We start from the raw sequence: 23,795 nt of genomic DNA on the forward strand, positions 1-23,795 counted from the left end.
TGATAAATACAAAATTTAGTTAAATAATGTCCCGAATTGCATTAATAACCGGAGCAACATCCGGCATAGGAAAAGCCACGGCAGAAGCATTCGCTGCGGCAGGAATCGATCTGATACTTTGCGGCCGTCGCCAGGAAAAACTGGAAAGTTTAGTAACTGAACTGTCTGATAAAGTGAAAGTTACAACTTTACTTTTTGACGTCAGAAATAAAAAAGCAGTATTTGATGCCATAACGTCTCTTCCGGAAGAATGGAAAAATATTGATATCCTGATTAACAACGCCGGAAATGCGCACGGACTTGGTTCGCTGGATGAGGGCGATACAGACGATTGGGACGCGATGATCGATGGAAATGTAAAAGGATTGCTTTACGTATCAAAAGCAATTATTCCAACACTGTTAGCAAATAAAAAGGGACACATTGTCAATATCAGTTCTGTTGCCGGAAAGCAGACTTACATTAACGGAGCTGTGTATTGTGCATCAAAAGCAGCGGTTGAGGTATTGAGTGAAGGTATGAGGCTGGAATTGACCGAACATGGTATCAAGGTGACAAATGTGGCACCGGGAGCTGTGGAAACAGAATTTTCACTCGTTCGTTTCAAAGGTGATGAAGAACGCGCTGAGAAAGTTTATCAGGGTTTTGATCCGTTACAGGCAAGTGATATTGCAGATATGATTTTATATGCCGTCAATGCACCTGCACGAGTAACGATCGCTGATGTGACCATTCTTGCAGGCGCGCAGTCTGCCGCAACAACGATATACAGAAAGTAACAATTCGCGGGTTTTGCGTAATAAAGGGAGATAAACCAAAATTTTATTTGGTATATCTCCCTTTATTTTTTGTTAAAATAAAATTCTTCATACCTTTGAAACATCAGATGATATGATGAATAAAGAAAATATTATAAAACGGTTAAGTCTGGCAGATGATGTAGCCAGCAGATTACAGCAAAAGATCCAGGATGGAGATTTTGTGATCGGCGAAAAACTGCCGACAGAGCCTGAATTAATGGAAATTTTTGGTGTTGGAAGGTCAACGATTCGGGAAGCTGTAAGAAATTTATCAAACGCCGGACTGGTTCGCGTGCAGCAAGGTTTGGGCACTTTTGTCGAACAAAAACAAATTGCCTCAGAATCTTTAACCGACAGGTTTTTAAGAGCAAAAGGGCAGGAATTAAATGAAATCCGCCAGCTGTTTGAAATAAAAATTGCTGAAAAAGCGGCACTTAACCGGACAGAAAAGGATATTTCAGAAATGAAAAAATATCTGGCAGAACGCAAAAAACTGGCATTGGCCAACATTCCGGATGCCTGTATCGAAGCCGATATAAATTTCCACTTATGCATTGCCACAGCATCTCAAAGTGAAATTCTGCTCGATTTGTATAAAACGGTAGCGCGTAATATGAAAGAGTATTTTTCGGGAATATATGTTGATACAGAGAGTTTTATCAATACGCAGGAATATCACGAAGCTTTGCTTCAGAGTATTATAGATCAGAATCCACAAAAAGCATGGGAGTGGGCCGCGAGAATAACCGGTCAACCTGTTTAGTATCCGTTTTTTAAGCATAATAGTTATGAAAACCATCGAAAAAAATCCCTCAGAACCTTATCAACAACCGATTGTCAGCGCAGAACAGGCCGTATTTCCAATCTTATTGGCATTAAGTTTTTCTCATCTTTTAAATGATACACTACAATCACTCATTCCATCGATTTATCCGATGGTGAAAGATTCTTTTAAACTGAGCTTTTCTCAAATTGGATTAATCACATTTACATTTCAATTAAGTGCATCCGTATTTCAGCCATTAGTAGGGTTATATACCGATAAAAAACCTCAGCCATTTGCCCTCGCAATCGGAATGTGTTTTACCATGCTTGGCCTGGTTTCATTGTCTATGGCACCTAGTTTTGAGTTTATTCTTCTTTCTGTTGGATTGATCGGAATTGGTTCGGCCGTTTTCCATCCGGAAGCGTCGCGTATTGCGCGTATGGCCTCTGGTGGGCGTCATGGTATGGCGCAGTCGCTGTTTCAGGTGGGCGGGAATGCTGGTAGTTCTCTTGGGCCATTGTTAGCGGCTTTGATTATTTTGCCATACGGCCGTCATCAGATTATCTGGTTTTCGCTTGTAGCACTAATCGCCATCATCATTTTGTCAAAAGTGGGCGGCTGGTATAAGAAAAATATGCATCTGAATCTTAAGAAAGCAGGTGCGGCCACGGGACAGGAATCTTCTCTTAACCTTTCAAAAGGCAAAGTAGCTTTTTCCATTGGTATTTTATTGATGCTTATTTTTTCAAAATACATCTACATGGCAAGTCTGACGAGCTACTATACTTTTTACCTGATCAATAAATTTGGTATTTCAGTACAAAGCTCTCAAATCCATTTATTTATATTCTTGTTTTCTGTTGCAGCCGGAACATTCATTGGTGGACCGGTAGGAGATAAGATTGGCCGGAAATATGTGATATGGATTTCAATTCTGGGCGTTGCGCCATTCGCTCTGTTATTACCTTATTGCAATCTCTTCTGGACAGGCGCATTAACCGTGATTATCGGTTTGGTATTGTCATCAGCATTTTCGGCAATCCTGGTTTATGCACAGGAATTGATTCCAGGTAAAGTCGGAATGGTGGCCGGTTTATTCTTTGGATTTGCCTTTGGAATTGCTGGTATCGGATCTGCACTTTTAGGGAAATTAGCAGATAGTACGAGTATTGAATACGTATTTTATGTTTGTTCCTTCTTGCCTCTTATTGGATTATTAACAGGATTCTTGCCAAATCTTGAACGTAAAAAGGGTTAAACGCAGCGTTAGGGGAGTAAAAAGGAGTTTCGCAGAGATTTTTATTATTCTCTGCGAGACTCCTTTTATCTATTAGAGAATATTTAAAAATTCTTTGAGGTTATAAACCGGAAGTGAGGCGATGGCAGATTTTTGAAGGATTTTATCTCTGCTAATAAAAAAATCTATCTTATGGTGAATAGCAGTATAATATTGAAGGGCGTCTTCAATATCATCAATTCTAGAGTTTAGCGCAGTTAGTGTAATTTCATGTGTGCAATCAATCACTGTAACATCTGCTAATAAAATCAGGAGCAACTGTTTTGTTTTTGTAATTCCATATGCCTTAGTTACCCAGTATGCAACAATATGAACAATAGCCGGAGTTACAAAACCACGTATCTTTTTTTCAATAATAAGTTGAATTAATTTTTTTGCATCGTTGTAATCTTCTCGTTTTAATAAGAAATCGAGCAAAATATTGGCATCAAGAAAAATTTTAGAAGCCATATTTTCCAGCTTGTTCTTCGTAAAATATTTTCTTTAAATCTGTGTCCTTATTGAGTATTGGAGAATCCAGTTTTTCAACTATATCAATAATGCTTTCTTTCTTCGGAGATGGCTGGGTGATATTTTTGAAATAATCTTCCACCATTTGAGAAATACTGATTTGCTTTGAGGCAGCATATTCCTTGACATGCTGAATTAGAGAATCCTCAATTGTCAGATTCAACCTTGTTTTCATAAAATAAATATACGCATAATTTATTTTAATACGTATAATATTGAATCAATAATCTTGATTTGAAAAGCAATAATTCCCTGCGAAACTCCCTTTTTAACTCAATTACCTCTACGTTTAAACTCTCAAGATCAAATTCGGATCAGGACACAGTTCAAGAAAATATTCCCTTTTTTCCAAACTACTCACACCTGGAAAATCTCCTTTATATTCTCCTATTTCACTTATAACCTGAAAATGGAGATGCGGTGGCCAGTCGCCATTTTCAGGGAAATTGCCAATTGAAGCAATTTTTTCTCCGGCATTTACAGGTTTTCCTTTGTATAAGCCGTCCAAAGATTCAAGCGAAAGATGTCCGTATAAAGTATAAAACTCAAATCCACCTAATTCATGTTTTAAAATGATCGTCGGGCCATAATCCCCGAAGTTGTTATTAAATGCAAAACTGTGGACTGTTCCAATTAAAGGCGCATAGACTGCTTCTCCCGCTTCTGTCCATATATCAACGCCTAAATGAACACTTCGTGGATTTTCCTGATTTGTAAAATGATCGCGTTGCCGGTAAATCACACGGTTTTCATCATAACCACCAATACCGATGTATTCATTTTTTGAAAGCATTACCTCAAAAACATAATCAGAAAATACAGCTGTTTCCGTCAGATCCTGAGCCAGCAAATCTTTATTTGATTCCGAAAAATCAAGTTTTCGATATGGCTTTGGACTTGAAATTATTTTTTCAAAACGAGGATGTTCGCGTAGTATTTCGGCTAGTATTTTCATTTTATATCAAATCTAAAAAAATAAAAAGCAGATCAAACCACGCACAGTGAATTTGATCTGCCTGTTTATTTTGAGTTGTTATTTAGGATCCAAGGCTAAATCAATTCTTTGCAAAAGATCTTTTAAATGGTATTTGCTCAATTTATCGGTTTCCAGTGGAATTGCCTTTTTAATTGAGGCTTTGAGAATCTCCAAATGTCCGCGTGCAACAGAAGGAAGATCTGTCTTATCGAGTTCTACAACGCGTGAATTTGACGCATAGAGCGCTCCCGCAGGTATCGACACAACAGTTGCCTTGCCAGGTTTTAACAGATCAATCAATTTATCAACATGAATTTTTTGCAGATTTCTACGATAAATATCAATTGCCTGTCCGCTTTTCACCTCCGACCAAAGTCCTGTATCAATGTCTGTTAACAGATCATCAATGGTATAGTATTTAGCAGAAATTCCTGTTTCCATCAAACGAACCGCTCTGTCGCCGGCAAACAAGGAAGTAAGTGCATATTCCTGTAAAGACTTAATAGCTTCCACACCCGACTCAGGTTTTATCTTTTTTAATACATTCTGGTCCAACAGCCAGGTTGGTGTTTTGAACAGCTGTGTGTTCAGGAAATTCATAGCTTCCTTTTGCGTGGATTTTGGAACAGTAGTGAATCCTTCTTCTTCCATATCGTAGGTAACCGGCGTATCATAAATTCCACCAATATTTTTAATGACATGCCCCAAATACCGGCGATACTGAGCAATAACATTACCATACAATTCGTCCAGTTCCTTATAGCTTTCTCCGTCTTCCCTGCTCCACGTAATTAAATTTGGCAAAATTCTCTTTAAATTTTTAATACCATATTCAGAAGCTTTCATCGCATTATCGCTTAGGTCTTCTGTTTGGTATCGCGGATCATACGGGCTGTTTTCCGTTCCAAAATGTAAACTCTGATCCTTGTAAGCCTCTTTCGTCCATTTGTTCAAAATGGCTTTTTCCTCCTTCAAACTGGTGTTGGGTAAATGGCTATATCCCCACTGAATGGCCCATTTGTCATAATTACCAATTTTTGGAAAAAGATTAGTAATACTGTCTTCTGGTTGGGCTACATAATTGAAACGGGCATAGTCCATGATCGAAGACGTATGTCCGTTTTTTTCAAGCCAGGCTTTGTCCCGTAATTTTTCCACCGGCGTTGCGAAACTTGCACCCATATTATGTCTTAAACCTAACGTATGCCCAATTTCATGTGACGAGACGAAGCGTACTAGCTGCGCCATTAATTCGTCATCAAATGTCTTTTTCCGTGCCGCAGGGTCAACCGCAGCGCCCTGGATCATATACCAGTTACGCAGCAAGCGCATCACATTATGATACCAGCCAATATGGCTTTCAATAATTTCACCACTTCTCGGATCGTGCACATTGGGCCCATAGGCGTTTTGTATATCCGCCGCAAAATATCTGATTACAGAAAAACGGGCATCTTCAAGGCTCATTGTTGTATCTTTTTCCGGCCAGTATTCTCCGCGTATCGCATTTTTCCAGCCTGCTTTTTCAAAAGCAACCTGCCAGTCGTCAACGCCGGCTTTTAAGGCTTTTCTCCATTTTTCAGGTGTTGCAGGATCGATGTAATAGATGATCGGTTTTTTAGGTTCGATCAGCGCTCCGTTTTTCTGACGTGCGGCATCTTCTGCATTTTTCGGTTCCAAACGCCAGCGAACTGCAAAAATCTCGTTTTCCGATTTCTGGGATTCTTCTCCAAAAACAGCGTACTGATTGGCAAAAAAACCGATTCGATTATCAAAGATCCGCTTGCGCATCGGTGCTTTTGGAAGAAGAATTAAGGAAGTATTCAATTCCAAAGTAACCACGCCGGCATCATATCCGGATGGTAAATAAGAGCCGACCGTTGGAGTTGGCGACAAAGAAATGGCCGGCGGAATAACTGTAAAAGTTTTTACCGTACGGATTTCTGTGTTGATAGGATAGGCGCTCATTTTTTCAATATATGAGGCTTCCTTTTTAAATGTAGATAATTTGTGAATCTGTTTTACGATCGGACTTAATGAAAACGTCTGATTGTCAGCGTTAAAAAAATCTGTTACTTCAATCACAGAAGATTTTTCATTGTCTCCCTTTTTCAAAGCTTTTATGTCAAAAACACCAATTATCGGATCGGAATTTGAATTTTTTACAGCCTGGAAAATGGGTTTAGTACTATCCGGACTAGCCATTACAACGGTTTCGGAGCGAAGCAAAATGTTATTATCCTGTCCTTTTTCCCAGCGCAGCATCTGTCTTTTTACTTCTTCCCCGCCAAAAATCCCGCCACCGGCTGCTGCTTTTGAATAGCGGGTCACAGCCATAATATCTCTGTTCAGCAAAGTATCCGGAATTTCGAAATACCACTTTTCAGCCATTTTATAAACTGAAATCATCCCTTTCTGACTTTTTGCAGAATCGTCGATAAAATCTTTGAAATCTTTTGGACTTTTTTTCTTTTCGTCTTTCAACTTGTCTTTGACAGCATCTGCAACGGCATCTACTGCCTTTTCAACTTTTTTTTCGTCTTCTTTTTTATCTTTTTTCTTTTGAGCCTGGGCAAAAGTAAATGTTAACAGGAAGCATAGGAGCACGAGGACTTTTTTCAATTTCATGAAGTTTGAGAAAGAGTTTTAGGATTGATATAACAAAAATAGGAATTTGATTGGTATGACAATTAAGTTTTGATTTTGTCAAATAAAAATCCAGGAGATAATTTTGATATCTCCTGTTAAAATCCTGTAATTCAGAAGATTATATATTTAATAATTTTGCCAGAACACCTTCTTTTAAGGCATGACTGGAAACCTGGATCTGCGGAATATTGTGGTTTTTTAAAACATAATCCACAAGACAAACCGCCACAACAATCATATCTACACGTAAGGCGATCATTCCGGGAATTGCCATTCTGTCGTCATGACTTCCTGAAAGAATCAACGCATAGGCACGATAAAACTCTTCGAGCGAAAGAGGGAAATCTGTCCGGTCTTTTGGAGGCCATTCTCCCGTCCGATACTGATAATCTATATCAATCAATGTATCGAAAGTCCCGGAAGAACCGACAAGTTTTGTAGGTGCATATTGATGAACTGCGTTGGCTAGCGGAATCAGGTTTTCATCAAAATAATTATATAAACGTTTTTTATCGCTTTCCGAAATCGGATCATTTTTCATGAACTTTTCCATCAGACGCTGTCCGCCGATTTCAAAACTTTGTTTCCAGAATATCTGCTTTTCGTTACCGATAATAAATTCAACACTACCGCCACCGATATCCATAATCAGCGAAGGTTCTTTTCCCAACTTCACACCGGTCCTGACACCGTTGTAAATATATTCCGCTTCCTCGTTACCGTCAATTACGGTAATTGTTATGCCGGTTTCCTTTAAAATCGTTTCACAAAAATCATTTTGATTATCAGCATTCCGGATTGCACTGGTTCCAAAAGCAAAAGTGTTTTCTTTGGAAACTTCAAAAATATCCAGTTGTTCACGAAAATACAGAAGGACTTTCAATGCACGGGCCGTTGCTTCCTCAGTGATCACTTTTTTATTGATTCCACCCAGGCCAATCTGCGTTGGCTGACTTTTATGGAAAAGCGTAGTGATATTTTCACCGTTTTTTTCAACAATCAGCAGATGAAATGTATTCGTTCCTAAATCAATAATACCCAATCGGGAGCTCATAGGCGATGGTTAATGGGTTAATCCCTTCATTATAATGGGCAAGTTGCAAAAAATACCTAATCTTTAATGAGTTATTTCTTGATTTTCTGTTTAATAAGTCTTTTCTTTGCAGTCCAATTTCAGAAAACCAGTTCAAAGAACATTATATCTTATAAGCATGCTTATTATTAACATTAAGGACAACGAATCGATCGATCGCGCTTTGAAGCGTTACAAAAAGAAATTTGAAAGAACTGGCACAATGCGTCAGCTTCGTTCTCGTACCGCATTCGAAAAACCATCAGTAAAGCGTCGTTTCGAAGTTTTGCGTGCGGTATACAAAGAAAAAACTTACGGTCACCTGGAAGACTAGTTCTTTTGAATTGTTTTTCTGTTGAAAAGTAGGATGGGAAAGTTATATCCCATGCAATAACATTACGGAAAAGGGTTATCTTGTATAAGATGACCCTTTTTTGTACGTTAGGGCTATGATAGAGCCATTTTTGGAATTTTTAGCATTTGAAAAACGATCCAGTGCACACACGGTAACCTCTTACCGGACTGACCTGGACCAGTTTAGAAAATATTTATTGTTCCAATACGAAGTGGATAAACCCGAAACTGCAACTGCGGTGATGCTTCGTTCCTGGATTGTGAGTTTGATGGAAGAAGGATTAAATCCAAGTTCTGTTAACCGGAAAATGGCATCGCTCAGGTCTTACTACGGATTCTTACGCCGTAGAAAACATATACTCAAAGATCCTTCAACCATTTTGTCTTCCATGAAAACACGGCGAAAGCTTCCCGCTTTTGTTGAAGAAAAAGCCATGGAATCACTTTTTGATTCGGAAGGATTTACGGATGATTTTGTCGGTAAGCGGGATCGGGTGATCATGGAATTGTTATATGGCACAGGGATGCGGCTTTCGGAGCTGATTGATCTTGAAGTGAATAATCTTGAACTGGAAGCCAGGATAATCCGGGTAACGGGTAAAAGAGGAAAAGAAAGGTTGATTCCCATTTCCAGTCTCCTTGTTCAGTTCCTGAAAGAATATCTTCCACTGAGAGCTCCGGAGGAATCGACGAAAGCGTTGATTTTAACCGATTCAGGTAAAGCTGCTTATCCCGTTTTTATACAACGAACTGTTAAAAAATACCTTTCAGAAGTTACTACATTGTCGCAGAAAAGTCCGCACGTATTACGTCATACTTATGCAACACATTTGTTGAACCGCGGTGCTGATCTGAACGCAATTAAAGAACTATTGGGTCACGCAAATCTCGCAGCCACCCAGATTTATACACATAATTCCATAGAAAAACTTAAAAAAACGCATCAGCAAGCCCATCCAAAGGCCTGATCCCGATTTTTTAAGGTATATTTGTTTTGCATTGCCAGTCTCAAAATAAAATTTTGTCACGCCATTATGAATAACAATTTCCAGGACGCAGTTGTTACCAAGTACAATATTTTCAATAGCCTTTTTCTGAGTTTGCCTTACCGGGGTATCTTTCAGACAGGCTCATTGCTTCCATTGCTGACACAGCATAGTGAGGTAGGATTTCAGGAAGGGAAATCTCCTAAGCAGATAATTGAACTTTTCTTCGAGGAGTTATTGGTAACGGCCACACCTAAGGAAAGAACAGATCTTTTGTTTGCCTTTATTCAATATATTGAAAGACAGGTAGTTTTGTTCGATTCGGTTGAAGATGCAGCTTTTGATCAGACGCACGAATTGAACGGGAAAGGATCGATAACATATCTGACGGACCGTCTCGACAATGATTCTTTAAAACAAAAACTCTTAAATAAACTGGAAGATTTTAGTGTGCGTATCGTGCTTACTGCGCATCCGACACAATTTTATTCCGGTAAGGTTTTGGGGATTATCAATGATCTTGAAGATTCAATCAAGGTGAACGATTTCACCGAAGTGAATCAGCTTCTTCTTCAGCTTGGGAAAACGGCATTCATTAATCATGAAAAACCGACTCCTTTTGATGAAGCGGTGAGTTTGTGCTGGTTTTTGGAAAATGTATATTATGATGCAATTCCTGCGATTCTTATCAAATTGATCGACGGCCTTGGTATGAGCGCGCACGACTGGCCTTATCCGAATGTCTTCCGTCTGGGCTTCTGGCCGGGTGGCGACCGTGATGGTAATCCTTTTGTAAGTGCGGGAACAACTTTGCAGGTAGCTGACCGTTTGCGTGAAACGCTTTTGAGAGGTTATTATCGTGATATCCGCAACCTGAAACGTCGTTTGACTTTCAAAGGTGTTGAAGATACGATTGCACTTGCCGAGCGCAAAATGAATAGTACCATCTTCGGGCCTTTTGAAGAAGGATATAAAAATGCTCAGGAATTAATTGATGAACTTTTGCTTGCCCGCGTTGTGCTTGTTGGCAAACATCAGGGACTTTTTGTTGAGCTGCTGGATAATTTTATTTTGAAATTAAATCTTTTCGGATTTTTCTTCGCCAGTCTTGATGTACGTCAGGATAGCCGGAAACATGGAAAAGCCTGGGAGGATATTTTGAAAAGGCTTGAAAAGAAAATTCCGTTATTGAAATATAGTGAGTATGAAGAATGGGAAGAAAGCAAAAAAATTGATTTGCTGCTTTCTCTGAATATTCCTTTGCGTGTTGAAGATTATGAAGATGAGCTGACAAAAGATATTTTGGGCTCAATCAGTGCAATTAAAACCATTCAGGCCCTTAACGGAGAGCAAGGTGCGCACCGTTATGTGATCAGCAATAACACTTCTGCGCTTAATGTGATGCAGGTTGTTGCTTTGGCGAAAAACCTGATTGCCGATGAAAATGGATATCTGGCTCTGGATGTAGTGCCGCTGTTTGAAACAGTGGACGATTTGGCCAATGCGCCGGAAATTATGCGTACGCTTTATACCAACGAATATTACAAAAACCATTTATTGAAACGTGATCAGCACCAGACGATCATGGTTGGCTTCTCGGATGGAACAAAAGATGGTGGTTACCTGCGCGCCAACTGGTCAATTTATCGTGCAAAAGAGGAATTAACAAAAGTCTCCCGCGAGTTTGGAATCAAGGTCACCTTCTTCGACGGTCGTGGAGGTCCTCCGGCGCGCGGAGGTGGAAATAACCATAATTTCTATTCTTCATTAGGGAAAGATATTGAGGATAAGGAAATCCAGTTGACTGTACAGGGACAAACGATCAGTTCGAATTATGGAACGGTTACTACTGCCATGTACAATCTGGAAAGACTTTTCACAGCCGGACTGGAAAATCACCTTTTCCGCGGGGATAGAAAGGAAGAAGAGTTAAACGCCGAGGATAAGGAATTGTTGGAAGAAATGGCAACGGCTGCCTATACTTCCTATCTCGATCTGAAAAACCATCCGATGTTTGTAAAATATCTGGATAAGAAAACGCCGTTGCGTTTTTATGGCCAGACCAATATCGGTAGCCGCCCAACGAAACGTGGAAATGACGACGAAGGGTTGAAATTTGAAGATTTGCGTGCAATTCCGTTTGTAGGATCCTGGGCGCAAATGAAGCAAAATGTACCTGGTTTTTACGGATTTGGTACCGCGATTCAGGAACTTTCAAAAGATGGCAAAAAGGAAGCGATTAAAGATTTGTACAAGAAATCTTTATTCTTCCGTACGTTAATTGAAAACTCGATGCAGTCATTGTCAAAAGCGTTTTTCCCGGCAACGAAATATCTGCGTGATGAAGAAGATTACAAAGAATTCTGGGACAAAATGTATGCTGAATTTAAACTGACGCTGGATACACTACTCGACGTTTCTGAACAAAAGGAATTACTTGACAGTAACAATGTGACGAAGGTTTCTATTAAAGTGCGTGAGCGTATCGTTTTGCCTTTGATCACGATTCAGCAGTATGCCTTGCAAATGCTGGCAGAAGATCCGAAAACATTACCTGTTGATGTTGAGACCTATAATCAGCTCATTATGCGTGCTATGTTTGGAATTATTAATGCGGCGAGAAATTCTGCGTAGTCAGATTTCCGTTTATCCATATTTATACCGTTAAATAAGCCAGACAATTTATTTTTGTCTGGCTTATTTTTTTGTGACTATTTTAAGAAAATTACGTTCAAAGTTGGTGTTGTATAACTTTGAAATATTGCGAGTATGATGAGAAAAATGAGAAAAGCTTAATCAAATGCGTGGTAAAAGGATTAATTGTTTAAAATTTGTTTCAATATTTACATTATAATTATTAGTAGACCAATTGTCGGACAATAACGATGGCATTTAATAATTACTTTTGAACATTTTTAATGAATTTATAAATGACACACCGCTCCGATCATCGTGCCTATTTTTTTAAAATTGACACAACAATAAAAAAAATCCGAAATGCGCTGCAAAAACAGTTGATCGACGCAGGTTTTGATCTGACCGTTGACCAATGGGTTTTAATCGATCATATATACCGCGAACAGGGAATCAGCCAGAACGGCCTGGCAGAATTAACTTTCAAAGATCCGCCGACAGTAACCCGCATTATTGATTTATTAGAAAAAAAAGGTTTGGTAGAACGCGGACTTGCCGTTGGCGATAGAAGAAAATTCAATCTTTTCCTTACCGAGAAAGGACAAACAATATATAACGAGGCTTTTCCAATTGTTGCTGAAATTCGAAGAAAAGGGTGGGGCGATCTGGACGAGGCAGATTATCAGCATTTTGTGAGAATTATGGACTCGATATACAGCAATTTCACTTAACGGTAAATGTTAACAGATGTGAATCTTTAAATCGCTGTTTAAACCTTTCAGCCAGTTTTGGCATCTTATTATCGTATTTGCAGAAGTAAACGGCATAATCATGAGCCGGAACTTTGCAGATACGATAATTTTTTATCAATCAATTTATTTATTACGCCATGAAAAAGGTCATTCTTTTTAGCATTTTTTTTATCACCGCTTTGTCATCATTCGCACAAACTACCATCGTTCAGCAGCCGTTGCAACGTAAAATTGAAGTATCCGGTTTTTCTGAAATGGAAGTTGTTCCGGATGAGCTTTATTTTAGCATTTCATTGAGAGAATATTTCAATGATGAGAAAAACCAGAAGGATAAGATCATTATAAGCACATTGGAAAAGCAGCTATTAAAAGCCGTTGCCGAAGCCGGATTACCAAAAGAAGCACTGTCAATCAGTTCAGTAGGAGGTTATCAGAATTATGTTGATAAAAAGAAAAAGCCAGCCAGCTTTCTTGAAAACAAACAATATGAACTGAAAGTAGATCGCGCGGATAAGCTGGATGGCATTTTGTCAAAGGTCGAAAGCCGTGGAATCCAGTATGCTAATATTGCCCGTGTGGATCATTCGAAAAAAGAGGAATTTAAAAAACAGGTAAAAATTAATGCTTTAAAAGCTGCCAAAGAAAAAGCTGCTTATTTATTGGAAGCGGTGGATCAGAAACTTGGGCCGGTTTTGGAAATCAGAGAAGTGGAAGACAACGTGAACTATCCGCAGCCAATGTATGCAAAAGCGAATATGCGCATGATGGCGGCTTCGGAATCTGCGGATGCAGTTCAGGATAGCGATATTCAATATCAGAAAATAAAGATCAGTTATCGGATGCAGGCGGTTTTTGAGATAAAATAAGGTGGAACAATATTTTAATACAAGCAACTTGTTTTAAATATTTGTATATTCATCTTGTCAAACGAACCACATAAAACAATGAGCATCAACGCAAAACACCTCGCAACATTTATTCTTGGCGCAGCCGTCGGAGTAGCTGCACATAAATATTTACAAACCGAAGAAGGCGAAAAACTTCTGGAAGATTTGAAAACCAAAGCAAGTGATTTAAAAGCAGAAGCCGAAGGCGCTGTGGATAAAGCACCGGAATATTTTCAGGAATTGAAGACAAAAGGATCTGAAGCGATCAAGTCAAACTTCCCTGATGCAGAAAAGTTTTTACAGGATCTGATCGATAAATTCACAACCGCAAAAACGACCGCTGAAAACGAAGGAGATATAAACACCGCAACTCCTTCAACGGCTCAACTATAAAATATCTAACGGCGAAGAATTTTCCCTTCGCCGTTTTTTTATGATACCAGGGCATGAATCTGTGCATACTGTAAAAGCATAATTGTTTTCCCGTCTTTGATCTCTCCTGAACTGATCATTTGAAGGGCTTTGTCAAAAGGAATCTCCATTACTTCAATATTCTCCTGCTCAGTCTCACAACCGCCTCCGTCACCTACTTTCATATCAGCAGAATATTCTGCGACGAAGAAATAAAGTATTTCTGTTACTGATCCGGGAGACATATACGCTTCAAAAATTTTCTTAACAGACTTGATTTTATATCCGGTTTCCTCCTCCGTTTCCCGTTTAATACAGTCTTCTGCATTATCTTTATCGAGCAATCCGGCGCAGGCTTCGATTAACATACCGGTTGTGTTACCGTTGGTATAAGTAGGCAAACGGAATTGTCTGGTCAGGATTACGGTTTGTTTTTCTTTATTATAAAGTAAAATGGTAGCCCCGTTTCCGCGGTCATAGGTCTCGCGCGACTGTCGTTCCCAACGACCGTCGGGCAGCATATAATCGAAGGTAAATTTGCGTAAGGTGTACCAGTTATCGGAAAGGATTTCTTCGGAAACGAGGTTGACTTTATCATTCATAGCTAATTGATCGTTTTTGATTAAAAATGATTATATTTGAACAAATGTACAATTTCTTATGAACTTTCAAAAAAGAAAGAATATTATTTTAAATATTCTGGATGAACGTGGTGAGGTGACTGTGAAGGAATTAGCAGACGAACTTGCTATTTCTGAAATTACCATACGCCGTGATTTAACGATTTTGACAGCCGATGGGCTTGTTTATCGTACGCACGGCGGTATCATGAAAGTGGAACTGACCAAAATTCCATTTCATTTTGCCAATAAGGCTGCGGTTAATGTGGAAGAAAAAGACAATATCTGCCGGCTGGCGGCGAAAGAGATTCAGGAGAATGATATTATTTTTATGGATTGCGGAAGTACGGTATTTCGTTTATGTCAATTTATTAAAAACAAAAAAATCCATGTGATCACGAATTCTTTGCCTGTGGTTTATGAATTGATGAATTCGTCCGTTAAAATAAATTTGATCGGTGGAGAAATTGATCCGGAGCGACAGGCTGTTCATGGCCGTATAGCAGAAGAACATATCAGGCGCTACAAAGCAGACCGCGCTTTCATAGGTGTGGACGGGATTTCGGTGGAAAATGGACTCAGCGCCTTTAGTGAAATTGAGGCTGGAATTACTTTGGCGATGTTTGCCAATTCAAAAATTTCTTATCTTTTGTGCGACGCGTCAAAAGTTGGGCAGGATAAATATTTCCGGTTTTCTCCGCTTGACGCGCTGGATGTGATGATCACAAACAAAAAAACGCCGGAAACCGATAAAATCAGGAAGAAAGGAATAAAAGTTATCGCTTTTGACGAGGTTGAAAAAGCGGTTAAATCAGGCAAATAAATAAAGCTACAAACTATGAAAAAGGCCAGCTACTGGATTGAAAAATATAATCTTCTGGATCATCCGGAAGGCGGGTATTATGCTGAAACCTATCGCTCATTCGATACCATTCCGCAAAATGCATTACCAGCAGGTTTTACCGGAAACCGGTCATTCTCAACCGGCATTTATTTCCTTTTGGAAAAGCATAATTTTTCAGCATTTCACAAAATTAAATCAGATGAAATGTGGCATTTTTATCAGGGCGAAGCGCTGGATATTTTCTTGATTTATCCCGTTTCAGGTAAACTGGATGTGATTAAGCTGGGTGATAATCCGGATAAAGGAGAAACCTTCCAGGCTGTGGTTCCGGCAAATACCTGGTTTGCATCGCGCCCGGCATCAGGAAGTAAATATGCGTTGGTAGGTTGTACCGTTGCGCCGGGATTTGATTTTGAAGATTTTGAAATGGCTGACCGTGAAACATTACGGGCCAGTTTTCCGCAGCACACAAAGCTGATCGAAGAACTGACCCGTTAAGTTTTTTCACAGATTAATAACCAATACTCGTATCGTCGCCGCGCGGATCAGATCCGCCTTCGAGCGAGCCGTCCGGGAGCACAAGTATACAATCCATCCGACCGATAGAATTGCGTTGTTGTTCAATGATATAACTTCTGCTTTGCAATTTATTAATCGTATTGGGAGTGAAAGCTCCTGCTTCAAAAACGGTTTTGTCGGGAAGCCACTGGTGGTGAAATTTAAAAGCATTCACGGCCTGTTGCATCGTCATGCCATGTTCCAGCACATTCAGAATGGTTTGGTAAACAGAGGTGATGATTGTAGAACCACCAGGCGTACCTACGACCATAAACAGCTTTCCGTCTTTTTCAACAATCGTTGGCGTCATAGACGATAACATCCTTTTTCCCGGTGCAATCGCATTTGCTTTGTTTCCAACCAAACCATACATATTGGGCGCTCCGGCCTTTACGCTGAAATCGTCCATTTCGTTGTTCATAAAAAATCCTGCACCTTTTACAATCACACGACTGCCATAACCGCCATTTAAAGTCGTGGTTACAGAAACTGCATTTCCTTCTTTATCAACCACCGAAAAGTGCGTGGTTTCGGTACTTTCATAACCGGGGAAAACACCGCCGCTTATATTCTTGGAATCCGTAGCTTTATCAAAAGAAAAATCTTTCCAGCGTTGCTGTAAGTAATCCTTACTCAGCAAAGTTTCAGTCGGGATTTTGACAAAATCAGGATCGCCCAGGAATTTCGCACGGTCGGCATACACGCGTCTTTCCGCTTCAATCATCACCTGAACCGTTGAATCCGTATTCCATCCCCATTTTTTCAAAGGATAAGGTTCCACCATTTTCAAAAGCTGAGCCAAAGCAATTCCGCCGCTTGAAGGCGGAGCCATGGTGATGATTTTATAGTTTTTATAGCTGTCCGAAATCGTTTCCCGCCATTTTGCATGATATTCCGAGAGATCTTTTTTGCTGATAATCCCTTCATGATTATACTTCATGTCCTTTGTCAGCAGCCGGGCTACTTTTCCGGAGTAAAATCCTTTACGGCCTTTTTTCTGGATCCGCGTTAAGACTTTCCCCAAATCTTTCTGCACCAAAGTATCTCCTGCTGCCCAGTCTTTTCCATCCGCCCGCTGAAAATATTTTGTACCTGGATTTAGTTTTATAATATCTGTTTTAATTGAATTAAGACTTCGCGCTTCTCTTTCAGTTTGAACAACGCCTTTGGTTGCCAGATCAATAGCCGGCTGCAAAATTTCTTTCCAGGAAAGTTTTCCGTATTTGGCATGCGCTTCAACCATACCATCCACAGAGCCCGGAACACCGGAAGCGAGCCTGCCTAAAATGCTGAGCTGGGGAATTACGTTACCGTCCTTATCCAGATACATATCTTTAAAACTTTTCGCAGGCCCTTTTTCGCGATAATCGATACTGGATGTTTTTCCTGATTTCTCACGAATTACCATAAAACCTCCGCCGCCAATATTTCCGGCAGAAGGATGCACAACAGCCAGCGCAAACTGAACGGCTACGGCTGCATCAACCGCATTTCCACCTTTTTTTAAAATATCAACTCCCACGCGTGAAGCTTCCGGGTGTGCGGAAGCGACCACACCATTTTTTGCATAAACGCCGACACGGTCGTTATAAAATGGTTTTTGGTTAGGATCGTCGGTAAGGAACTGATAAAAACCCTGCGATTCTTTAACCGGCTGCTGAGCCGCCAAAAGACCTGATAACAAGCAAAAGGAGGAAATTAGGACGTAGCGTATAGTCATATTTTGGTGATCAGAGATTGTAATGTAATTTAGTAAATGTAAATTAGAGGAATGTCATGATCGGCGATATTTGAAATTATTTCTAAAAATTATAGTATGATTACCACCTCATTAAGCTGTTCAAACGCTGAAACTGCCTTTTATACTAATTTGCTTCTGAGGACAATCCTTTTCGGTTAACTTTTCGAATTCAATATTTTACAGGACAAATTTTACCCTAAGAGGCCACTATGAAATTTCTACGGCAAATATTTGAAAGTTTCCGGTTTGCCTGGCAGGCATTACAGTCGAATATTACCCGCACCACACTTTCACTTTTAGGTGTTACCGTTGGTATTTTCGCTATTGTAGCGGTTTTTACCATTGTGGATTCCCTGGAAAAAAGTATTCGTGACAGTATGAGCGCGATTGGTGAAAAGGTTTTATATGTTCAAAAATGGCCCTGGGGTTTTGGGGGAGAATATCAGTGGTGGAAATATTTTCAATGGCCAAGTCCTTCCAATTCGGAATATAAATATCTGTACGACAATCTTGAAAATGCGAGCGCCGTTGCCGTTATGGATTTCAGGGGGAATATCACTCTAAAAAACGGATCCAATAGTATTGCCTCGTTGATTCAGGGTGTTTCTTATGAATACAATCAAATTTCTGATGTTCCATTGGCAACAGGTCGTTATTTTATTCCGCTTGAAACAACGAATGCGAGAAATGTAGCCATCATTGGTGCGGACATTGCACAGGCACTTTTCCCTGGCCAGATTGCTGAGGGAAAAGTTTTTAAGCTAAATGGAAATAAATTTACAGTTATTGGTGTCCAGGTCAAAAAAGGAGAAAGCCTCGTAGATTTTGGAGGAAACCCTGATAAAAAATGCATAATCACCTATGGCGCTTTTGCAAAACTTTTTCAATCCGGGCGTCCCGATCCGGACATTGTCGTAAAAGCAAAAGAAAGTGATGAAGGTATGAAAGAAGTGGAAGCAGAAGTTATTGGCCTTATGCGTACCAAGCGAGGGATAAAACCAAGGGACGAAAATAATTTTTCAATCAACAAACCCGAGGCTGCTGCACAGGCAGTTTCCGGATTATTTTCCGTTTTATCGCTGGCAGGATGGGTAATTGGCAGCTTTTCGATCTTGGTAGGAGGGTTTGGAATTGCCAATATTATGTTCGTTTCAGTCAAAGAAAGAACCAACCTGATCGGTATCCAGAAATCACTTGGGGCCAAAAATTATTCTATACTTTTCCAGTTTTTATTTGAAGCAGTTATGCTAAGTCTGGTCGGCGGACTGGTTGGCATCTTTTTAGTATATCTTTTATCGTTCATGCAACTGGGGACTTTGGTGATCATTCTGACGCCGGGGAACATCATTCTTGGTTTGTCTGTGTCATGCATCATCGGTGTTTTATCCGGTATTGTTCCGGCCATGCTTGCATCCAGAATGGACCCTGTAATTGCGATCAGAGCAAAATAAGGAATTGGAAAAATCATTCAGTTTTCCGTAGTTGCCTCAAATATCACACAAACACATATAACTAACGAACTAATTATGCGTAAATGGGTCATTATCATCGTTCTCCTTGTCATTGTTTTTGGAGCTCTATATTATTTAACATTTGGGTATTACAGTGAAGGTAAAAGAGGCGGATTTGTTACTCGTCTGAGTAACAAAGGATATCTTTTCAAAACCTACGAAGGAGAATTGAAAATGGGCGGTTTGTATGAGGGAGACGGTTCTTTGAATGCATCCGAATGGACTTTCTCTGTAAGCGGGAAAAATAAAGATGCGATTGAAAAACTGGAACAGGCAATTGCAAGCGGGCATCGTGTTTCGCTTACCTATGAAGAAAAATTCTTCAATCTTCCATGGAATGGAGATACGAAATTTTTTGTAACGAATGTAGAAGTTTTGGCAGGCGGTGCAACCCAGAATCCAACAAATTTCCCAAAAGTCCAGCCTGAACAGCCGACAGAAATTGACACAACGAAGGTGCTTTAATTTTGAATGATAGAATGAGTGAATGATTGAATGATAGAATGGGGGATAGGAACATAATAGCTTGAACTGCTTTTTAGTTTGGATATAATTCGCCCTACTATGTTATTCATATCAGAAAAAATTGAATGAGCCATCCCATTCATTCATTCTATCATTCACTCATTCAAAATTAATTATCCTCCCGCTTTTTTAGCTTTGTAGCCCTTCCCCACCAGCCAGGCAATTACCTTTTCCCGGTGATCTCCCTGGATCAGGATTTCTTCATCTTTTACCGAGCCGCCGCTACCGCAGAGTACTTTAATTTGTTTTCCTAAGGCTTCCAGATCTGCCAAGGTTCCGACAAATCCTTTCACCACGGTAATTACTTTTCCGCCGCCTTTTCTGTCAAGCCATACGCGTAGATCCTGCTGTGCCGGTGCCAATGTTTCTGCTTCATCCTGGCCGGAATCGGAATACTCGAAATCTGGATTGGTTGAATAAATAATCCCTGAGCGGTTCTTTTTTGACATAATCAGATTAGTAAAGGAGATTTTGACAAATCAATTAAACGATAACCCTTAAACTTTTAGGTTTGATCTTTATTTCAATCCTCGTTGTTTCCAATTGCAAAGGTTCGCCGTCATAATGGATCATCGGAGGTTTGTCGGCCTCAACAATTGCATCCTGGGCTAACTGATATGAAATATATTTTGAAGGTTTCAGCGTTTTTGTAAATAGCCGGTAGGTAAGATTTGAACCATACCATTTTGGAAAAGGAAGGATAGTACAAACATCAAGCAAACCATCATATAAACTTGCCTGAGGAGCTACCCACGCATTATTTCCATACTGCCCTGCATTGGCAAATGACAAAGAAAATACTTCAACTTTCTTTCCATTCAACTTATACGTTTGCGGTTTGTAATTCCAGTAAGATTTTAAGGAGACACTCATGTAGGTGGCCAATCCACGCGAATTTGCTTTGCTGAACAAATCACCCACATAGGCGTCAAAACCCATTCCGGCAGTACAAAAAAACGGAATCCCGTTAAGCTCGGCCGAATCTATCGTATTAATTGAACCTGAGAAGAGTCTTTTCAAACCTGCTTCCAATGTTAAAGGTAATCCCAAATGGCGGGCAAGTCCGTTACCAGATCCAAGCGCCAATATTCCCAGAGGGGTCGAACGGTTTACCAATGCTTTGGCCACTTCGTTCACTGTTCCGTCGCCGCCAACGGCAACAACCGCTTTCCAGTTTTCCTTGTCCAGGTTTTCTTTAACCAGCTCTGTGGCATGCCCGCGCCCTTTCGTAAAAATAATCAGCGATTTTCCACCTTTGCTTTTTACAAAGTTTTCAATTGCATTCGAGATTTTTTCAGGGTGCTGTCCGATAGAAGTTCCGGAACTTGGGTTAATGATAAATAGATAGGAATCTGCCACGGATCAAGCGAAAAATAAAAAAAGAATACCTATGAAAATGATAATGAAAAGGTAGTATAAGCCGTCGATAAAAGGATATTTTTGTCGGTCAAGCTTTTTAAAAATATCATCAAACTTGCTCATTTTGCCAGTCAATTTTGCTAATTTTTGGGTTCCGGGACTAATTTAAACTTAACTATCCCGGAAAGAATCTTTCCTGTATCTTTAAACGAAAGAAACATTTTACAAAAATCCGTAAAAAATATGAGAAACTGTGTTTTAACATTACTTCTATTATCACTGACCACTTTTGTAATGGCCCAGTCGAAGGCTGACCGGGATGAAATTTATTCTATTTTGAAACGCCAGAATGCAGATTGGAACCGCGGTGATGTAAAATCTTTCATGAATGGATACTGGGAATCCGACTCCCTGATGTTTGTGGGGAAACCCGGCGTTACTTATGGCTACAAAAAAACATATGAAAATTATTTAAAGCGTTATCCTGATCGTGCTTCGATGGGAACCTTGACATTTACGTTTATCAATTTGACATTTCCTGCAAAAGATATGGCTTTTTTGGTTGGAAAATATAGTTTGAAACGACCGGTGAAAGGAGATGTAAGCGGCCACTATACTTTGCTTTGGAAAAAATTAAAGGGAAAATGGACGATTATTTGCGATCATTCGAGCTAATAAGCGGTTATTAATAGAAATTGTTTGACTAAACAATACCAGATTTGAAAAAAGTACGATTAAAAAAGATATTAATACATCCAATAAGGGATCTTGCAGATACCGGTAGATTGTCGGGAATACTTTTGCTGATTGCGACAGCAATTTCTTTGCTTTTGGCCAATTTATCCGGGGGAGAAAATTACCTTTCTTTTTGGCATAAAGAAATCCACATCGGACCACTGGAAAAAAGTATCGAACATTGGGTCAATGATGGATTGATGGTTGTGTTTTTCTTTTTTGTCGGACTGGAAATAAAAAGGGAAGTTTTGGCCGGTGAACTCGCATCGGTTCAAAAAGCACTATTACCAACCCTGGCGGCCGTAGGAGGTGTGATGATGCCGGCGATTATATATTTTTTATTAAATAAAACAGGTCCGTCATCCCACGGCTGGGCTATTCCGACAGCAACTGATATTGCTTTTTCATTAGGCATTTTATCGCTTTTGGGAGATAGGGTCCCTTTCAGCCTGAAAGTTTTTCTTACTGCACTTGCGGTCATAGATGATTTAATTGCAGTACTTATCATTGCTGTTTTTTATACGAGCAATATCCAGACAGATATGCTATTGTACGCAGCGGGTATTGTTGCGGTGCTTTCTATGCTGAATTATTTTAAAGTGGAAGGAACGATCTGGTATCTTTTGCTTGGAGGAATTCTCTGGTATTTTGTATTAAAATCCGGAATCCATGCCACCATTGCGGGTGTGCTTTTGGCGATGACCATGCCGCTGCACAAAATTCCTAAACTGGAACATATATTGCATCAGCCAGTTAACTATCTGATTATGCCCATTTTCGCATTGGCCAATACGGCAATAATCCTGCCCTCCAATATTTCTGAATCACTGGTTTCGCCGTTGAGTTTTGGTGTGATACTGGGTCTCATTGTTGGGAAACCTTTGGGTATTGTGGGTTTATCCTGGTTGGCGGTCAAAGCAAAACTTGCCAGATTACCAAAGGGAATTAGCTGGAAACATCTGATTGGCCTTGGTTTTACGGCCGGAATTGGTTTCACAATGTCCATATTTATTGCTTCACTATCTTTTAAAGATATCGAACTTCAGAATAGTGCGAAAATTGCCATCATCGCCGGAACATCACTTTCTGCCATTATTGGATTGATCTGGTTGACACAAATTGGTAAAATGTCCGCCAAAAAAAATTAAATCGTTTATGGTTTTGATATAAAAAGGCCGGATTTGTTTGACAAATCTGGCCTCTTCAATAAAGCAATATTCTTCTTTAAAGTCTCTTCAAACTTAGAACTGCGTTTACAGGAGCACCTGTTCCGGTTGTATTTGTATTGACAACGATTTGCATATCGTTCGTATTTTGTGTCAAACCAAATGTATTGGTTGTTGTTCCGTTTGTCAAAGTCAATTTTCCACTATCAACTTTCCATGTTGTCGTGCTTTCAATTTTTATCAGTCCACCAATCAAAGTTACTGCCGCGTCACAATCCGAAAGGGCTACTTTATTATCTGATGTAAAAGTAAATTTCAAACTATAAATACAGGGAGCCAAAGCAGGAAGTAAATCAAGGCCGGCGATTGTAGTTCCGGCTGTTTCCGGCGTAATAGAAGTCAGCTGCCATTTTCCAACAATTGGATTGTTATCAACAGGTGTTGTTGTTTTATCATCGTCGTCTTTGCAGGCAACAAATGCAAAAGCAATAAAAAAGAAAGCAAGAAAGGCCGTTTTATTGAAATAGTTAAAAATCTTCATGGTGAAGGAGTTAAGCGTTAAATGTTCAATATGATATTCAAACTTCAAAAATACTGTAAAAATTGTGCTGAATGATAATTTCAGGCAGAATGAGTCGTAAA

Annotated in this window: 25 protein-coding genes; 15 read left to right on the plus strand and 10 right to left on the minus strand. The window is 39.7% G+C overall.

What is annotated here, in order from left to right; genetic code table 11:
* Positions 1 to 26: 26 nt before the first annotated feature.
* The 3 genes from LXL81_RS26845 to LXL81_RS26855 all read left to right on the plus strand — a co-directional run bounded on the left by LXL81_RS26845 (position 27) and on the right by LXL81_RS26855 (position 2,824).
* Positions 27 to 779 carry an SDR family NAD(P)-dependent oxidoreductase gene (locus LXL81_RS26845; protein WP_234650741.1) on the plus strand — a complete coding sequence of 251 codons (753 nt, stop codon included), beginning with the start codon at positions 27 to 29 and terminating at the stop codon, positions 777 to 779.
* Between the two features lie 112 nt (positions 780 to 891).
* Positions 892 to 1,563: a FadR/GntR family transcriptional regulator gene (locus LXL81_RS26850; protein WP_234650743.1), complete on the plus strand. Its 672-nt coding sequence runs from the start codon at positions 892 to 894 to the stop codon at positions 1,561 to 1,563.
* 25 nt (positions 1,564 to 1,588) lie between these two features.
* Entirely contained in the window at positions 1,589 to 2,824 is a 1,236-nt protein-coding gene (locus LXL81_RS26855; RefSeq protein ID WP_234650745.1) for an MFS transporter, read from the plus strand.
* 72 nt (positions 2,825 to 2,896) lie between these two features.
* On the opposite strand, the gene LXL81_RS26860 is transcribed toward LXL81_RS26855, so the two are convergent.
* The 5 genes from LXL81_RS26860 to LXL81_RS26880 all read right to left on the minus strand — a co-directional run bounded on the left by LXL81_RS26860 (position 2,897) and on the right by LXL81_RS26880 (position 8,052).
* Entirely contained in the window at positions 2,897 to 3,313 is a 417-nt protein-coding gene (locus LXL81_RS26860) for a PIN domain-containing protein (protein ID WP_234650747.1), read from the minus strand.
* Positions 3,303 to 3,548: a DUF6364 family protein gene (locus LXL81_RS26865; RefSeq protein WP_234650749.1), complete on the minus strand. Its 246-nt coding sequence runs from the start codon at positions 3,546 to 3,548 to the stop codon at positions 3,303 to 3,305. Before LXL81_RS26865 ends, LXL81_RS26860 begins: the two co-directional genes overlap by 11 nt.
* A 114-nt stretch (positions 3,549 to 3,662) precedes the next feature.
* Positions 3,663 to 4,328, minus strand: a complete 666-nt coding sequence (locus tag LXL81_RS26870; RefSeq protein WP_234650751.1) for a peptidoglycan DD-metalloendopeptidase family protein — start codon at positions 4,326 to 4,328, stop codon at positions 3,663 to 3,665.
* Positions 4,329 to 4,406: 78 nt separating this feature from the next.
* The gene (locus LXL81_RS26875; protein ID WP_234650754.1) at positions 4,407 to 6,977 is read right to left on the minus strand and encodes a zinc-dependent metalloprotease; all 2,571 of its coding nucleotides are present in this window, start codon (positions 6,975 to 6,977) and stop codon (positions 4,407 to 4,409) included.
* Between the two features lie 139 nt (positions 6,978 to 7,116).
* The gene (locus LXL81_RS26880) at positions 7,117 to 8,052 is read right to left on the minus strand and encodes a phosphatase (protein WP_234650756.1); all 936 of its coding nucleotides are present in this window, start codon (positions 8,050 to 8,052) and stop codon (positions 7,117 to 7,119) included.
* Positions 8,053 to 8,209: 157 nt separating this feature from the next.
* On the opposite strand from LXL81_RS26880, the gene rpsU reads away from it, so the two are divergent.
* The 6 genes from rpsU (at position 8,210) to LXL81_RS26910 (ending at position 14,076) form a co-directional block, all read left to right on the plus strand.
* On the plus strand, positions 8,210 to 8,404 hold the full coding sequence (gene rpsU / locus LXL81_RS26885; RefSeq protein WP_090336895.1) for a 30S ribosomal protein S21: 195 nt from the start codon (positions 8,210 to 8,212) through the stop codon (positions 8,402 to 8,404).
* A gap of 115 nt (positions 8,405 to 8,519) precedes the next feature.
* Positions 8,520 to 9,392, plus strand: coding sequence for a tyrosine-type recombinase/integrase (locus LXL81_RS26890; RefSeq protein WP_234650758.1), 873 nt, complete (start codon positions 8,520 to 8,522; stop codon positions 9,390 to 9,392).
* Between the two features lie 66 nt (positions 9,393 to 9,458).
* Complete coding sequence (locus LXL81_RS26895) at positions 9,459 to 12,044, plus strand: phosphoenolpyruvate carboxylase (protein WP_234650759.1); 2,586 nt, start codon at positions 9,459 to 9,461, stop codon at positions 12,042 to 12,044.
* A 296-nt stretch (positions 12,045 to 12,340) separates the two neighbouring features.
* Positions 12,341 to 12,775, plus strand: coding sequence for a MarR family winged helix-turn-helix transcriptional regulator (locus LXL81_RS26900; RefSeq protein WP_234650764.1), 435 nt, complete (start codon positions 12,341 to 12,343; stop codon positions 12,773 to 12,775).
* 158 nt (positions 12,776 to 12,933) lie between these two features.
* Entirely contained in the window at positions 12,934 to 13,662 is a 729-nt protein-coding gene (locus LXL81_RS26905; RefSeq protein WP_234650766.1) for an SIMPL domain-containing protein, read from the plus strand.
* Between the two features lie 78 nt (positions 13,663 to 13,740).
* The gene (locus tag LXL81_RS26910; protein WP_234650768.1) at positions 13,741 to 14,076 is read left to right on the plus strand and encodes a YtxH domain-containing protein; all 336 of its coding nucleotides are present in this window, start codon (positions 13,741 to 13,743) and stop codon (positions 14,074 to 14,076) included.
* A 38-nt stretch (positions 14,077 to 14,114) separates the two neighbouring features.
* Here LXL81_RS26910 and nudK read toward each other — a convergent pair whose 3' ends face one another.
* Positions 14,115 to 14,696: a GDP-mannose pyrophosphatase NudK gene (nudK, locus tag LXL81_RS26915; protein WP_234650770.1), complete on the minus strand. Its 582-nt coding sequence runs from the start codon at positions 14,694 to 14,696 to the stop codon at positions 14,115 to 14,117.
* 58 nt (positions 14,697 to 14,754) lie between these two features.
* On the opposite strand from nudK, the gene LXL81_RS26920 reads away from it, so the two are divergent.
* Both LXL81_RS26920 and LXL81_RS26925 read left to right on the plus strand, forming a co-directional pair.
* Entirely contained in the window at positions 14,755 to 15,537 is a 783-nt protein-coding gene (locus LXL81_RS26920) for a DeoR/GlpR family DNA-binding transcription regulator (RefSeq protein WP_234650772.1), read from the plus strand.
* Between the two features lie 15 nt (positions 15,538 to 15,552).
* Positions 15,553 to 16,056: a cupin domain-containing protein gene (locus tag LXL81_RS26925; RefSeq protein WP_234650774.1), complete on the plus strand. Its 504-nt coding sequence runs from the start codon at positions 15,553 to 15,555 to the stop codon at positions 16,054 to 16,056.
* A 13-nt stretch (positions 16,057 to 16,069) separates the two neighbouring features.
* Here LXL81_RS26925 and ggt read toward each other — a convergent pair whose 3' ends face one another.
* The gene (gene ggt / locus LXL81_RS26930) at positions 16,070 to 17,836 is read right to left on the minus strand and encodes a gamma-glutamyltransferase (RefSeq protein ID WP_234650776.1); all 1,767 of its coding nucleotides are present in this window, start codon (positions 17,834 to 17,836) and stop codon (positions 16,070 to 16,072) included.
* 230 nt (positions 17,837 to 18,066) lie between these two features.
* On the opposite strand from ggt, the gene LXL81_RS26935 reads away from it, so the two are divergent.
* The gene (locus LXL81_RS26935) at positions 18,067 to 19,308 is read left to right on the plus strand and encodes an ABC transporter permease (protein ID WP_234650778.1); all 1,242 of its coding nucleotides are present in this window, start codon (positions 18,067 to 18,069) and stop codon (positions 19,306 to 19,308) included.
* Between the two features lie 75 nt (positions 19,309 to 19,383).
* Positions 19,384 to 19,833 (plus strand): hypothetical protein, encoded by a 450-nt coding sequence (locus tag LXL81_RS26940; protein WP_234650781.1) that lies wholly within the window; start codon positions 19,384 to 19,386, stop codon positions 19,831 to 19,833.
* A 173-nt stretch (positions 19,834 to 20,006) separates the two neighbouring features.
* On the opposite strand, the gene LXL81_RS26945 is transcribed toward LXL81_RS26940, so the two are convergent.
* Together LXL81_RS26945 and LXL81_RS29205 are read right to left on the minus strand one after the other, a co-directional pair.
* Entirely contained in the window at positions 20,007 to 20,342 is a 336-nt protein-coding gene (locus tag LXL81_RS26945) for a translation initiation factor (protein ID WP_234650782.1), read from the minus strand.
* Between the two features lie 34 nt (positions 20,343 to 20,376).
* Positions 20,377 to 21,252 (minus strand): diacylglycerol kinase family protein, encoded by an 876-nt coding sequence (locus tag LXL81_RS29205; RefSeq protein WP_234650784.1) that lies wholly within the window; start codon positions 21,250 to 21,252, stop codon positions 20,377 to 20,379.
* Positions 21,253 to 21,495: 243 nt separating this feature from the next.
* Here LXL81_RS29205 and LXL81_RS26955 point away from each other — a divergent pair, with 243 nt between their 5' ends.
* Positions 21,496 to 21,927 (plus strand): DUF4440 domain-containing protein, encoded by a 432-nt coding sequence (locus LXL81_RS26955; protein WP_234650786.1) that lies wholly within the window; start codon positions 21,496 to 21,498, stop codon positions 21,925 to 21,927.
* Positions 21,928 to 21,971: 44 nt separating this feature from the next.
* Complete coding sequence (nhaA, locus tag LXL81_RS26960) at positions 21,972 to 23,135, plus strand: Na+/H+ antiporter NhaA (protein ID WP_234650789.1); 1,164 nt, start codon at positions 21,972 to 21,974, stop codon at positions 23,133 to 23,135.
* Between the two features lie 76 nt (positions 23,136 to 23,211).
* Here nhaA and LXL81_RS26965 read toward each other — a convergent pair whose 3' ends face one another.
* Positions 23,212 to 23,694: a DUF5004 domain-containing protein gene (locus tag LXL81_RS26965; RefSeq protein ID WP_234650791.1), complete on the minus strand. Its 483-nt coding sequence runs from the start codon at positions 23,692 to 23,694 to the stop codon at positions 23,212 to 23,214.
* Between the last annotated feature and the right edge of the window lie 101 nt (positions 23,695 to 23,795).

Source organism: Dyadobacter sp. CY356, from assembly GCF_021440195.1.
Lineage (GTDB): Bacteria > Bacteroidota > Bacteroidia > Cytophagales > Spirosomataceae > Dyadobacter.

Coding starts and splice junctions, on each gene's coding strand:
- LXL81_RS26910 (WP_234650768.1), top strand. CDS start 13,741: ATGAGCATCAACGCAAAACACCTCGCAACATTTATTCTTGGCGCAGCC.
- LXL81_RS26895 (WP_234650759.1), top strand. CDS start 9,459: ATGAATAACAATTTCCAGGACGCAGTTGTTACCAAGTACAATATTTTC.
- LXL81_RS26850 (WP_234650743.1), top strand. CDS start 892: ATGATGAATAAAGAAAATATTATAAAACGGTTAAGTCTGGCAGATGAT.
- nudK (WP_234650770.1), bottom strand. CDS start 14,696: ATGAATGATAAAGTCAACCTCGTTTCCGAAGAAATCCTTTCCGATAAC.
- LXL81_RS26880 (WP_234650756.1), bottom strand. CDS start 8,052: ATGAGCTCCCGATTGGGTATTATTGATTTAGGAACGAATACATTTCAT.
- LXL81_RS26940 (WP_234650781.1), top strand. CDS start 19,384: ATGCGTAAATGGGTCATTATCATCGTTCTCCTTGTCATTGTTTTTGGA.
- LXL81_RS26865 (WP_234650749.1), bottom strand. CDS start 3,548: ATGAAAACAAGGTTGAATCTGACAATTGAGGATTCTCTAATTCAGCAT.
- LXL81_RS26855 (WP_234650745.1), top strand. CDS start 1,589: ATGAAAACCATCGAAAAAAATCCCTCAGAACCTTATCAACAACCGATT.
- LXL81_RS26845 (WP_234650741.1), top strand. CDS start 27: ATGTCCCGAATTGCATTAATAACCGGAGCAACATCCGGCATAGGAAAA.
- rpsU (WP_090336895.1), top strand. CDS start 8,210: ATGCTTATTATTAACATTAAGGACAACGAATCGATCGATCGCGCTTTG.
- LXL81_RS26870 (WP_234650751.1), bottom strand. CDS start 4,328: ATGAAAATACTAGCCGAAATACTACGCGAACATCCTCGTTTTGAAAAA.
- LXL81_RS26860 (WP_234650747.1), bottom strand. CDS start 3,313: ATGGCTTCTAAAATTTTTCTTGATGCCAATATTTTGCTCGATTTCTTA.
- LXL81_RS26945 (WP_234650782.1), bottom strand. CDS start 20,342: ATGTCAAAAAAGAACCGCTCAGGGATTATTTATTCAACCAATCCAGAT.
- LXL81_RS26965 (WP_234650791.1), bottom strand. CDS start 23,694: ATGAAGATTTTTAACTATTTCAATAAAACGGCCTTTCTTGCTTTCTTT.
- LXL81_RS26955 (WP_234650786.1), top strand. CDS start 21,496: ATGAGAAACTGTGTTTTAACATTACTTCTATTATCACTGACCACTTTT.
- LXL81_RS26890 (WP_234650758.1), top strand. CDS start 8,520: ATGATAGAGCCATTTTTGGAATTTTTAGCATTTGAAAAACGATCCAGT.
- LXL81_RS26875 (WP_234650754.1), bottom strand. CDS start 6,977: ATGAAATTGAAAAAAGTCCTCGTGCTCCTATGCTTCCTGTTAACATTT.
- LXL81_RS26925 (WP_234650774.1), top strand. CDS start 15,553: ATGAAAAAGGCCAGCTACTGGATTGAAAAATATAATCTTCTGGATCAT.
- ggt (WP_234650776.1), bottom strand. CDS start 17,836: ATGACTATACGCTACGTCCTAATTTCCTCCTTTTGCTTGTTATCAGGT.
- LXL81_RS26900 (WP_234650764.1), top strand. CDS start 12,341: ATGACACACCGCTCCGATCATCGTGCCTATTTTTTTAAAATTGACACA.
- LXL81_RS26935 (WP_234650778.1), top strand. CDS start 18,067: ATGAAATTTCTACGGCAAATATTTGAAAGTTTCCGGTTTGCCTGGCAG.
- LXL81_RS26920 (WP_234650772.1), top strand. CDS start 14,755: ATGAACTTTCAAAAAAGAAAGAATATTATTTTAAATATTCTGGATGAA.
- LXL81_RS26905 (WP_234650766.1), top strand. CDS start 12,934: ATGAAAAAGGTCATTCTTTTTAGCATTTTTTTTATCACCGCTTTGTCA.